Raw genomic sequence first — 12,695 nt, 5'->3', positions numbered from 1 at the left:
CACGCGAGTCGGCCCGATGACGGACCGGGACGACGACATCGAGCCCGAGGCCTCGGCATGGCCGGAGCCCGGCTCCAAGGCACCCACGCGCCGGATCTCCAGAGCCAGCGTGCTGCTCGGCATGGTGCTGGTCATCGCGACCGCGGGCCTGGTCTACGAGCTGGTGATGGCGGCCGTCGCCAGCTACGTGCTCGGCGACTCCATCACCCAGTTCTCCACCGTCATCGGTGTGTATCTCTCGGCCATGGGTCTGGGCGCGTGGCTCTCGCGCTTTGCCGGGCGACGCCTGGCGTTGCTCTTCGTCGATGTCGAGCTCGGCACCGCGCTGATCGGCGGCCTCAGCGCGCCGGGATTGTTCCTGGCGTTCAGCTACACGAATGCCTTTCGCCTGATCCTCTACGCAACCGTCGTTGCCGTCGGCGTGCTGGTGGGGCTCGAGCTGCCGCTCCTGATGCGCATCCTCCGGCGCGAGCTCGAGTTCAAGGAGCTGGTCGCACGCGCCCTCACCTTCGACTACGCGGGTGCGCTGGTGGGTTCGCTGGCGTTCTCCTTCTTCCTCGTGCCGCGACTCGGACTGGTCAACACGTCCCTGGTCTGTGGGCTCCTGAACGCAGCCGTTGGGCTCGCTTCAACCTGGGCCCTTGGCGGCGACACGCCCGAAGAACGCCGCGGCATGGCGCTCGCGCGGCTGCGCGCTGTCTTCGTGCTGGTGCTGCTCGCACTCGCGCTGCTGTCGTCCCGTCGACTGACCGCGCTGGCGGAGGCCCAAGCTTTTGGCGGACCGGTGCTCTTCGCCGAGACCTCACCGTACCAACGCATCGTGCTGTCGCAGCGCGGCGCCGGTTTCGCCCTGCACCTCAACGGCAACCTGCAGTTCGCCAGCCGCGACGAACACCGTTACCACGAGGCGCTGGTCCACCCGGCGATGGGCGCAGCCGCCGCGCACCGAACGGTCCTGGTCGGCGGCGGCGGCGACGGGCTCGCGGTGCGCGAGATCCTGCGCTGGCCCGACGTCGAAAGGGTAGTGCTCGTGGACCTGGATCGCGCCGTCACCGAGCTCGCGCGGACCCGGCCGGAGCTGGTCCGGCAGAACGAAGGTTCCTTCGCCGATCCGCGCGTCACCGTGATCAACGCCGACGCAATGGTCTGGATCGCCGAGAGCCACGAGACCTTCGACGTCATCGTGCTCGACTTCCCCGATCCCAGTAACTACGCGGTAGGAAAGCTCTACAGCGCCGAGCTCTATCGGCGCGTTCGCGAGCGGCTCGCCAAAGGCGGCGCCCTCGCGGTGCAGTCGACCTCGCCGCTGCTCGCCCGCCGCTCGTTCTGGTGCATCGTGGACACCCTGCGCGAGGCCGGCTTCCAGGTCCTGCCGTACCGCGTGTTCGTCCCGAGCTTCGCCGATTGGGGATTCGTCCTGGCAAAGACCGAACCCGTCGTCATCCCCACGCGTCTGCCCCCGGCTCAGCTGCGTTACCTCGACCCGGTCACGCTCACGGCGCTGTTCGATTTGCCGACGGACGTGCGGGAAGTTCCCGCCGAGCCCAACCGCCTCAACAACCAAGCGCTGGTCTCGTATTACCTGGCGGAGTGGAGTCGCTGGGAGTAGCCCCGCGGCTGGCAGGCCATGCTAGAAGACGCGGCGCGCTGGCCAATCCGCGCGAGCGGGGAGAGACGAAGATGAAGCTCGAGACGACCCTGGACTGCGTTCAAGCGTTCGAACGAGATCGCGCTGACGAAATCTGGTTCACCCAGCCCCTCGGCGGCGGACAGCTGCGCGACTTCACCTTCAAGGAGGCGGTCGGTGAAGCCCGGCGCATGGCGGCCCACCTCAAATCCCTCGACCTACCAGCGAAGTCTCACATCGCGCTCTTCTCCAAGAACACGGCCTGGTGGATCCTGTGTGATCTGGCGATCTGGATGGCCGGCCACGTCTCGGTGCCGCTCTATCCGACGCTCACGGCAGAGACGATCCGGCAGATCCTCGAGCACAGCGAGGCGAAGCTGATCTTCATCGGCAAGCTCGACGGCTTCGCCGCCATGGAGCCAGGCATTCCCGACGGCCTGCCGCGCATCGCGCTGCCGCTCAGTCCCAAGCTGAGCGCACCAAGCTGGGACGAGCTCGTGGCAAAGACCGAGCCCCTCGCCGGAGAAATCCGTCGGCCCAAGGACGATCTCGCGACCATCGTCTACACCTCCGGCAGCACGGGCGTGCCCAAGGGGGTGATGCACAGCTTCCACACGATGCTCGCCCCGGGCCGCATGTTCCTCGATTCACTCAGCGTGAACAGCGAGGACCGCATGCTCTCGTACCTGCCGCTGGCGCACGCCTTCGAGCGCTACGTGGTCGAAACGGGCACACTCAACGTGGGCTTCCGAGTCTATTTCGCCGAGAGCCTCGAGACCTTCATCGATGACATCAAGCGAGCGCGACCCACCCTGTTCGTCAGCGTGCCGCGCTTGTGGCAGAAGTTCCAGCTCGGCGTGTTCAGCAAGATGCCCCAAGAGCGGCTCGCTTTCATGCTGAAAGTGCCCATCCTGAGCGGCATCATCAAGAAGAAGGTGCTCGGCGGCCTCGGCTTCGATCAGGTGCGCATCGCCGGCAGCGGCTCCGCGCCGATCCCAGCGGAGCTCATCGGCTGGTACCGCTCGCTCGGCCTCGAGCTGCTCGAGGGCTATGGCATGAGCGAGAACTTCAGCTACTCACACATGACGCTGCCGGGCGACGTCAAGGTCGGCTACGTCGGCAAGGCTTGCAAGGGTGTCGAGTGCAAGCTCAGCGATGCGGGAGAGGTGCTGGTCAAGAGCCCGGGCACGATGCTCGGCTACTACAAGGCGCCGGAGCTGACCGCCGAGATGTTCACGGAAGACGGCTTCCTGCGGACGGGAGATCGCGGCGAGGTCGATGCCGAGGGACACCTGAAGATCACCGGGCGGGTCAAGGAGCTGTTCAAGACCAGCAAGGGCAAGTACGTCGCGCCGGCACCGATCGAGAACAAACTGCTCTTGCACTCCGACGTCGAACAGGCACTGGTCAGCGGCAATGGCTTCCCTCAGCCCTACGGCATGGTGGTGCTCAGTGAACAGGCCCAGAAGCGCTTGAAGGATGCGGCGGAGAAGGCCGCCATCACTGGCTCCCTCGAGGCACACCTCGCCGAGGTCAACGCCACACTCGATCAGCATGAACAGCTCGACGTGCTCGTGGTCGTCAGTGACGATTGGACCATCGAGAACGGTCTGCTCACCCCCACGATGAAGCTCAAGCGCGCGGCGATCGAGGACAAGTACGGCGTTCGCGCGGACGAGTGGTACGGCAAGAAGAAGCCCGTCGTCTGGGCCTGAACCGTCTGAGCCTGAAGCCGGGAGTCAGAACCCCGGGTCGGTCACCGGCGGCGGCACGAAGGTGGCCCCGGGCTTCTTCTCGGGTTTCTTCCCCTTCTCTGTCGGATCCGGGGCGGCTTTTGGATCCTTGGGATCCGGCGCCGCCTTGGGATCTTTCTCTGGCGCCTTGAGCGGTCCGCCCTTCGCCGCCTGGTTCTTCTCGACGGCGAGCTGATTCAGATCGATGGCTCCAGACTCGTCGATCTTCTCACCCTTTTCCGGCGCGACCTTGGGTGTGTCCGTCTTCGCGCTCGCGCTCTCTTTGGGCGGCGCCACGACCGGAGACTGCGCGGCTTGGCCACGGTCACCGCCCAGCTTGATGGTCTGCGTGAGCACGAGGGCGCCGCCGATGAGAAGCGCGGCGACGAACAGCCCACCCACGACCCACACCGCGCCCCTGCTCTTCTTCACGGGCGGCGGCTCTGAGGGCAGCTGCGTGCCGAACGGAGTCTCGGGTGCGCTCATCGCACCGCTCGTCAGCTCCGGCGCAGACAGCCGAGCGAAGGAACCGGAGTGTGGCGTCGGTCCCGTCAAACCCGTGAGCCCCGTCACGGAAGGTCGCGAGTTGTCCGGGTTCGAAGGCGAGCCGAGCGGCGCTGGCAAGACGCGCGTGCCCAGCTCCGGGAAGCGCCCTGCCGCGATCGCGGCTTCTGCTTGTGCGGCGCGCTCATCAGCGAGCTTGATGGCGTCGCGCAGCGCAACGTGGCGCTCCTCGCCACGGTCACCGAGCATGGCCTTGACGAACTTCCCGACGTCCTCGGTGCGAACTCGGGGAATGGTCGGCGGAAACACGCGATCGAGCGCAGCCTCGAACTCCGCCGCCGTCTGAAAGCGTTTCTCCGGATCGCGGTCGAGCGCGCGCATCACCACGGCTTCGAGGGGTTTCGGGTAGTCCTTGTCGTAAGCGCGCGGCGGAATGATCGGCCGATCGGACACGATGTTCTGCAGCGTGATCATGTCGTTCTCGCCGCGGAACGGATGTTTACCCGTCGTCAGCTGATACAAGATGATGCCGAGCGCGAACACGTCGGTGCGGCGATCGATGTCCTTGCCGAGCGCCTGCTCGGGCGACATGTACGGGGGCTTGCCCTTGATCTGACCCGAGTTGGTGTGCTCGACGGTTCGGCCGGCGGCCTTGGCCACGCCGAAGTCGACGATCTTCACCACGCCGTCAAAGGTGATGAGCACGTTCTGCGGCGAGATGTCGCGGTGAACGAGGCCGACGGTCACACCCTGCGGATCTTTGAGCTCGTGAGCAGCGTGCAGCCCCGCTGCCGCGTCTTGCACGACCTTGACCGCGATCGGCCGCGGGATGCCTTCGCGCTTGACCGCCACGCGCCGGATGGCCGATAGCGGTTCGCCGTCCACCCACTCCATCACGAGGTAGAGCAGGTCGTCTTGTTCGCCCAGGTCGAGGATCTCGACGACGTTGGGGTGGCGGATGCGTGATGCGAGTTGCGCCTCGTCGAGGAACATCTGCTCGAAGTGCGGATCGTCGCTGATCGTCGGCAGCATGGTCTTGACCGCCACGGTCTTGCTGAAACCACGCGTGCCCTTGAGGCGCGCGGCCCACACCGCTGCCATGCCGCCCTGTGCGATCGGCACCAGGAACTCGTACCGGCCCACCGTCTGACCGGGCTGGATCTCCCCGAGCGTCCTCATTTTGGTGCTACTTTGTGCAAGGCAGCCTGGCAGACCCGAGGCCTTCGCACAAGGGAAGCCGGCCCGGGCAGCCGACCCGCCGTTTTTCGGCCCATCGGCAAGGTCGGCAGCCCCCACCTGGGGGCTAGCTGGGGAGCGCCTGTGGGCTGCTCCTGTACAAGCCGGGAGTATCTTGTGTTCACGAGAGCGAAAGTTCAGTGCCTTCCACCGTTTAGGCCAAATTCACCAACCTGTCGTGGTTTTTTCTTGCCCCACCCCAAGTGGTTGGGGTAACAAGACCCTCCACCCGCGACGAGTGCTGTTCGTCGGTGCAGTCCAGCTTTGGGCTCCACTCCCGAACGCCCGTTCAGCAAGAACGAGTCCAAGCGCGCAGTGAACGGGTGATTACTTCGAAGGCTTGAGGGGGCGAACTGGCGCGGCCAGCTCGCCGGCATACGAGAGAGTGGCTTGGACAGCTTGGGGGACCAGATACCCCGCCCGCTCCTGACCGGAACAGGCGAGGAACTCGGGTCATTTTCCTGCCGTGCGCGGACCGGTGCCGCTCACGGGGGACAGAGCAATGCCGGAAGTGAAGGAGCGAGGGATGGCGCAGTCGACGATCGTGGGTCAGGAGAGCAGCGTGAAGCCGAGCGGGGCTGAGGAGCCCACCAAGAAGCGGGCCACGGCACGCCGCAAGAAGGGTGTGGTCGTCGAGCGGCGTTTCACCCAGGCCGGCGAGACCGGCTTCGAGGGAGTGACCTTCGAGCTCCGGAAGAGCGTCATCACCAACCCGGACGGCTCGGTCGTCTTCAAGATGGAGGGCGCCGAGATCCCGGCGGAGTGGTCTCAGCTCGCGACCGACATCGTCGTCTCCAAGTATTTCCGCAAGGCGGGGCTGCACGGTGACAAGGCCAAAGGCGAGACCAGCGTTCGCCAGGTCGTGCATCGCCTGGCCCACACCATCCGCAATGCCGGCGAGCAGTTCGGGGGCTACTTCGCGAGCAAGAAGGACGCCGAGACGTTCGAGGCGGAGCTCACCTTCCTGCTCGTGAACCAGTACGGCGCGTTCAACTCGCCGGTGTGGTTCAACTGCGGGCTCTTTCACGAGTACGGCATCGAGGGCTCGGGCGGCAACTGGGCGTACAGCGAGCAGACCGACACCATCGGCGAGACCGCCACGGCCTACGAGAAGCCGCAGTGCTCGGCCTGTTTCATCCAGAGCGTGCAAGACGACCTGATGGCGATCTACGAGCTCATGAAGAGCGAGGCGCGCCTGTTCAAGTATGGCTCCGGCACCGGCTCGAACTTCAGCCAGATCCGCGGCAAGCAGGAGAAGCTCTCCGGCGGGGGAACCTCGAGCGGGCTGATGAGCTTCCTCGAGGTGTTCGACCGCGCCGCCGGCAGCACCAAGAGCGGCGGCACCACGCGACGCGCGGCCAAGATGGTCTGCCTCGACATGGACCACCCGGAGATCGCCGACTTCATCGGCTGGAAGATGCGCGAAGAGAAGAAGGCCCAAGCCCTCATCGCTCAAGGCTTCGAGAACGATTTCAACGGCGAGGCCTACCGCACGGTCAGCGGGCAAAACAGCAACAACAGCGTGCGGGTCACGGACGACTTCATGAAGGCCGCCCTCGCAGGCGGAAAATGGCAGACCATCGCCCGCACCACGGGTGACGTCGTCGACACCTACGAAGCCCAGGATCTCTGGACGATGCTCGCGGAGAGCGCGTGGGGCTGCGCCGACCCGGGCGTGCAGTACGACACCACCATCAACCGCTGGCACACGTGCCCGAACTCGGGGCGCATCAACGCCTCGAACCCGTGCTCGGAGTACATGTTCCTGGACGACACGGCGTGCAACCTGGCGTCGTTGAACCTGACCAAGTTCTTGAACGCCGACGGCAGCTTCGACGTCGACGGCTACCTGCATGCTGTCGACGTGTTCTTCATGGCTCAGGAGATCCTGGTCGACTTCTCGAGCTACCCGACGCGGCAGATCGCGCAGAACTCACACGACTATCGCCCGCTCGGCCTCGGCTTCGCCAACCTCGGCACGCTCCTGATGCTGCAAGGCGTGCCCTACGATTCAGACGCTGGCCGCTCCATCTCCGCGGCGCTCACCGCCATCATGTGCGGTCGTGCCTACGCGCAGAGCGCCAAGATCGCGGCCAGCAAGGGGCCGTTCCCTGGGTTCTCGAAGAACCGGGAGCCCATGCTGCGCGTGATGCGCCTGCACCAAGAGGCGGCCTACGCCATCAATCGCGACGAGTGCCCGGCAGAGCTGTGGCGAGCCGCAGCCGGCGCCTGGGACGACGCCGTGCGCATCGGGGAAGAGCACGGTTATCGCAACGCGCAGGCCACGGTGCTGGCACCCACGGGCACCATCGGCCTGTTGATGGACTGCGACACGACGGGCGTCGAGCCCGATTTTGCCCTGGTCAAATTCAAGAAGCTCGCCGGCGGCGGTTATTTCAAGATCGTGAACCAATCGGTGCCCGAGGCGCTCCGGCGCCTGCGCTACCCCGAGGCTCAGATCCGCGAAATCGTCGCCTACGTCTCCGGCACGAACACCCTCTTGGGCGCGCCTCACGTGAACCGCGCGTCGCTCAAACAACGAGGCATGACCGACGAAGATCTGGCGAAGATCGAGCAGGCCATCCCGGGAGTCTTCGATCTGCACCTGGCGTTCGCGCCGTGGGTGGTCGGCAAAGAGACGTTCGAGCGACTCGGTGTGACGGCCGAGCGCATGGGGGTACCGGGGTTCAACCTGCTCCGGCACCTCGGCTTCAAAGACGCCGAAATCCAGGAGGCCAACGACGTCATCATCGGTCGTATGACCATCGAGGGCGCGCCTTACCTGGCCGAGGAGCACTACGCCGTCTTCGACTGCGCCAACCGCTGCGGTCGCACGGGTCAGCGCTACCTCGCGCCCATGTCTCACGTGCGCATGATGGCTGCAGTACAGCCGTTCCTATCCGGCGCCATCAGCAAGACGGTGAACTTGCCGGGCGACGCCAGCGTGGACGACGTGCGGGAGATCTACGAGGAGGGCTGGAAACTGGGCTTGAAGGCGGTGGCGCTGTATCGCGACGGCTGCAAGGCGAGCCAGCCGCTGTCGACCTCGAACAAGGACGACAAACAGGCCTCGGACGACCACTATACCGGTACCGCGGGCGCAGTCGTCACCGTGACTCGGCCCCAGGGAACGCGGGTGCGGTTGCCCAAGAAGCGCCGTGGTTTCACCCAGGAGGCCGCGGTCGGTGGCCACAAGGTCTTCCTGCGTACGGGTGAGTACGAGGACGGCACGCTCGGCGAGATCTTCGTCGACATGCACAAAGAGGGCGCGGCCTTCCGCTCACTCATGAACTGCTTCGCCATGGCGGTGTCGGTGGGCCTGCAGTACGGCGTGCCGCTCGAGACCTACGTCGAGCAGTTCACGTTCACTCGCTTCGAGCCTCACGGCGTGGTGTCGGGACACCCGAACATCAAGTTCTCGACCAGCATCGTCGACTACATGTTCCGCGTGCTCGGCGTCGAATACCTGCGCCGCTACGACTTCGCCCAGGTGAAACCCACGGAGTCACCCGCGAGCATCGAAGATCCCTCGTCGCCGTTGGTGGAGGGACCGCCGGAGAGCATGACCCTGCCCCCGCCCAGCATGGCCCAGGCCCAGGCGCCGGCGCACACCGCAGACAACCGCGGCGCGCTCGACGCTCAGCTCGAAGAGATGATGGGCGATGCACCGGTGTGTGACGGGTGTGGGCACATCACGGTGCGCAACGGCGCTTGTTACAAGTGCCTGAATTGCGGCAACTCGATGGGCTGCTCCTGAGCCGAGCCCGAGCGCGGGTACCCCTGTGGGCCGCATCACGAGGACGGACCCCAAGCGGTCGGCTTGGGGTCGTGGGGGCCATCGGCCCGACGGCCTATCGTGAAAGCTGACGCGCATCCGAGGCGTTATCCCCGAGAAGCGCCGGCGCTCGCCCCGCGTGTGCCGGCGAAATCAGAAGGGGACTCTGCCAAACTACGCTAAAAGGGAGCCGATGTTGAAGGCAAGGATGGCCTCCGCCAGGGGAACGTTACTGGTAACCGCGGTTGTCGGTCTTGCGCTGCTCGCGTGCAAAAAGAGCAGCTCCGATCCCGCCCCGGTCGCAACCGAGGTGCCAGTCACACCCGCGACCGTCGCGCCCGAAACACCAGAGCCCACGCCCGAGCCCGCGGCGAGCGCCAGCGCCGAACCCGACAAGGACAACCCCAGCAAACCCACGGTCGTCGCGCCCCGGGTCGTGGTGAAGGACGCGGGTACGACCGTGACCAAAGACGCAAGCGTCGCCGACGCCGCCGAGGCCGTGAAGCCGACGACATCGGCCGCAGACGCCAAGGCGATCGAAGCGTGCTGCGGGGCCCTCGCGGCGGAGGCCAAGAAGCCCGGCCTCAACACCAACAAGTACAAATCGGCAGCCGCGGTCTGCGGCGGCATCGCCGCCCAGGTAAAAAAGGGCGCGGCCAACGCCGCCTCCGCAAGAACCACGATCCGGGCACAGCTCCAAGGCGTCCCAGTCCCGGGCGGTTGCTGACCACCCGACCTTTCCACTACCTTGCCCTGACTCTCGTCTGACTCGACAGCACCGTTCGGAGGACTCGATGATCAAAGCTTCAGAATCCATTACCAAGAAGCTCCTCGCCCCCATCGCTCTCGGCTTGCTGCTGCCGGCGGGCATCGCGTTCCATGCCGGTTGCAAGAAGGAGGAGCCACCGCCTCCTCTGCCGTCCGCGGCGCCCGCCAGCACGCCGAGCGCGCCACTGGTGCTCGAGGTCGAGGACGCGGGCGACGACGGCGACGCCGCCGACGCCGACGCCGACGCAAAGAAGGGAACCTACGTACCGTCAGCCAGCCTGAAGGCCTGCTGCAACGCCCTGGCGCAAAACGCCGCCAGCGCGCCGCCGCCCACGAACATGTACATGATGCAGGCCGCTGCCGCGTGTAACGCGGCCGTCGCGCAGGGCAAGACCAGCGTCGCCGGCATCGTCTCTGGCGCGCTGAAGGGCGCCAGCATGCCGGCAGCCTGCCGCTGACCACGCTCGGCACCGCCGGCCGCGCCACCCTTCCCAGGAATAGCGAGCCGTTCCGCTGCAGCTACCCTTCCCAGGAATAGCGAGCCGTTCCGCTGCAGCTACCCTTCCCGCTTCCCAGGAATAGCGCCGAGCTACCCTTCCCAGGAATAGCGCCGAGCTACCCTTCCCAGGAATAGCGCCGCCCCGCTGCAGCTACCCTTCCCAGGAATAGCGCCGCTACCCTTCCCAGGAATAGCGCAGCTACCCTTCCCAGGAATAGCGCCGCTACCTTGCAGCTACCCTTCCCAGGAATAAGCGCCGCCTTCCAGGTACCCTTCCCAGGAATAGCGCCGCTACCCTTCCCAGGAATAGCGCCGCTAGCCGCCTCCTTCCCAGGAATAGCGCCGCTACCCTTCCCAGGAATAGCGCCGCTACCCTTCCCAGGAATAGCGCCGCTACCCTTCCCAGGAATAGCGCCGCTACCCTTCCCAGGAATAGCGCCGCCCCGCTGCAGCTACCCTTCCCAGGAATAGCGCCGCTACCCTTCCCAGGAATAGCGCCGCTACCCTTCCCAGGAATAGCGCCGCCCACCCTTCCCAGGAATAGCGCAGCTACCCTTCCCAGGAATAGCGCAGCCCACCCTTCCCAGGAATAGCGCGCCGCCCCGCTCGCCTACGTCGAGCGCCGCGCCGACTTCACCGCCTGCCCGCGGTTGCGCAGCCCGTCTGCTCCGCTGCCAGATGCTCTCCGAGACGCTTTCCGTTTGCCGGGCCCCAGATGATCGAACCCTCCAACCGAGAGGCGTTCGCGGCGGCCATCACTCCGCTCGATGAACACACCGCTACCCCGCTCGATACGACCAATGTCCGTGGCACAGCGCGGGCGGCGCTCCGCCGTGATCAACAGCGCGTAGTCCTCGCCTCCTGAGAGCGCGAGCTCGAGCGCGTCCGCTCCGACCCGCTCCGCCGCACGCCCGAACTCTGGCCCGAGAGTCTGCACCAGCCGCCGCTCGTCGAGCACGACCCGCACACCGCTCGCTCGGGCGAGGTGCGCCGCATCCCCGACGAGGCCGTCCGAGACGTCGATCGCCGCGTGCGCGATCGAGCGGACCGCCCGGCCCTCCTCGATCAACGCGACCGGGCGTCGCCATGCCGCCACGCACGCTCGCTCGCTCACGTCCCTCGGAGTCCGTCCCCGGGCGAGTATCGCCAGCCCCAGCGCCGCTCGCCCAACCTTGCCGACCAACATCAACCGATCGCCCACGATGGCTCCGGTGCGCAAGAGCGGACGCTTCGTCCGCCCGATGACCGTGGTGACGATCGACAGCTCCCCCGCACGCGAGATGTTGCCGCCAATCACGGGACAACCCAGCAGCGCGGCGGCCTTGGCTTGGCCTTGCCCCAGCGCCGCGATCTCACTCCGGGTCGTGCCGGCCGGCAGAGCGAGCTGGCTGAGCGCCGCCACGGGCATGGCGCCCATCGCCGCGAGATCACTCGCCGCCGCCATCAAGGCCCGGAACCCCAAGTCTTCGAGGCTGAGCCAGCGCCGGTCGAAGTGCACTCCCTCGAAGCACGCGTCCACGGTCCACACCAAGCTCTCCGCGCCGCACTGAATGACGGCCGCGTCGTCGCCGATCCCCACCTTCACCCGGGTCGAGCGCCGAGATTTTCCGAGCACGCGGCCGAGCAGCTCGATGGCTTCGAGCTCCGTCGGCGGCGCGCCGCGCCCGCTCACGCGATGGTGGCGCGCCGGCACGGCAAGGTCACCACGAACACCGCGCCCTGCGGCGTATTGTCTTCGACGCGCACCACACCGTCGTGCGCCTCGACCAAGCGCCGAACGATGGAGAGCCCGAGCCCGGTGCCTTCGTGCTCACGGGTGGCGCTACCGTCGACCTGATAGAAGGCGTCGAAGACGCGCTCTTTCTCCGCGTCTGGCACCCCAATCCCGCTGTCAGCCACCCGCAGCTCGACCGCCGCGCGCTTCGTGCTCAACAGCACCAGTCCCCTGCCCTCGTCGTCGCCGCGCTGATCGAGCATCGACATGCGAGCGGAGATCCGGACGCTTCCAGCATCGGGCGTGAACTTCAGGGCGTTTTCGCACAAATTGAGCAACACCTGGCGAAGGCGCTCAGCGTCCGCCCAGATCGTGGGCAGGCCGGATTCGCCCGAGACGCTGATCTCCACGGACTTCTTGCGCGCCGCCGGCGCCAGCGTCTGAGCAACGTCCTGGATGACCGGAACGATGTCGATCTCGGCTTTGCGCAGGCTCATCGTCCCGCTCTCGAGCTTCGACAGATCGAGCAGCCCCTTGATCAGGCCGAGAAGTTGCTCCCCCTTCTCGTAAATGGTGAGGACGAAGTCCTTCTGCTCGGCGGTCAGATCGCCGGCGATGCCCTCTTTCAACATCTCGCTGTAACCGATGATGCTGGTGAGCGGCGTGCGCAGCTCGTGGGACACCGTGCCCAAGAAGTTACTCTTCAGCCGGTCGAGCTCCTTGAGCCGATCGAATGCGTGCTGGAGCTTCGCGTTCTTGTCCGCGAGCTCGCGATAACTCTCCTGCACGCTGGCCAGGTGCATGTTGCTCGTGAGCAGCGCCTTGTGGCCCGAGAACAA

8 protein-coding genes are annotated in these 12,695 nt (G+C 66.2%); 5 read left to right on the top strand and 3 right to left on the bottom strand.

Annotated features, from left to right (window positions below; genetic code table 11):
- The first annotated feature begins 16 nt into the window (after positions 1 to 16).
- The gene (locus tag IPI67_14910) at positions 17 to 1,609 is read left to right on the top strand and encodes a polyamine aminopropyltransferase (protein MBK7581486.1); all 1,593 of its coding nucleotides are present in this window, start codon (positions 17 to 19) and stop codon (positions 1,607 to 1,609) included.
- 71 nt (positions 1,610 to 1,680) lie between these two features.
- Complete coding sequence (locus IPI67_14905) at positions 1,681 to 3,342, top strand: AMP-binding protein (protein MBK7581485.1); 1,662 nt, start codon at positions 1,681 to 1,683, stop codon at positions 3,340 to 3,342.
- A 24-nt stretch (positions 3,343 to 3,366) separates the two neighbouring features.
- Here the strand turns inward: IPI67_14905 and IPI67_14900 are convergent, their stop codons facing one another.
- Positions 3,367 to 5,043: a serine/threonine protein kinase gene (locus IPI67_14900; GenBank protein MBK7581484.1), complete on the bottom strand. Its 1,677-nt coding sequence runs from the start codon at positions 5,041 to 5,043 to the stop codon at positions 3,367 to 3,369.
- Positions 5,044 to 5,626: 583 nt separating this feature from the next.
- Here IPI67_14900 and IPI67_14895 point away from each other — a divergent pair.
- The 3 genes from IPI67_14895 to IPI67_14885 all read left to right on the top strand — a co-directional run bounded on the left by IPI67_14895 (position 5,627) and on the right by IPI67_14885 (position 10,101).
- The gene (locus IPI67_14895) at positions 5,627 to 8,857 is read left to right on the top strand and encodes a vitamin B12-dependent ribonucleotide reductase (GenBank protein MBK7581483.1); all 3,231 of its coding nucleotides are present in this window, start codon (positions 5,627 to 5,629) and stop codon (positions 8,855 to 8,857) included.
- Between the two features lie 211 nt (positions 8,858 to 9,068).
- Positions 9,069 to 9,602 (top strand): hypothetical protein, encoded by a 534-nt coding sequence (locus IPI67_14890; protein ID MBK7581482.1) that lies wholly within the window; start codon positions 9,069 to 9,071, stop codon positions 9,600 to 9,602.
- 124 nt (positions 9,603 to 9,726) lie between these two features.
- Complete coding sequence (locus tag IPI67_14885; GenBank protein ID MBK7581481.1) at positions 9,727 to 10,101, top strand: acyltransferase; 375 nt, start codon at positions 9,727 to 9,729, stop codon at positions 10,099 to 10,101.
- A gap of 651 nt (positions 10,102 to 10,752) precedes the next feature.
- On the opposite strand, the gene thiL is transcribed toward IPI67_14885, so the two are convergent.
- Positions 10,753 to 11,814 carry a thiamine-phosphate kinase gene (thiL, locus tag IPI67_14880; GenBank protein MBK7581480.1) on the bottom strand — a complete coding sequence of 354 codons (1,062 nt, stop codon included), beginning with the start codon at positions 11,812 to 11,814 and terminating at the stop codon, positions 10,753 to 10,755.
- On the bottom strand, positions 11,811 to 12,695 hold the full coding sequence (locus IPI67_14875; protein ID MBK7581479.1) for a HAMP domain-containing histidine kinase: 885 nt from the start codon (positions 12,693 to 12,695) through the stop codon (positions 11,811 to 11,813). Before IPI67_14875 ends, thiL begins: the two co-directional genes overlap by 4 nt.

The organism is Myxococcales bacterium (assembly GCA_016706225.1).
In the GTDB taxonomy this organism is placed as follows: domain Bacteria; phylum Myxococcota_A; class Polyangia; order Polyangiales; family Polyangiaceae; genus JADJKB01.
This window is presented reverse-complemented; position numbering and strand designations above follow the sequence as displayed.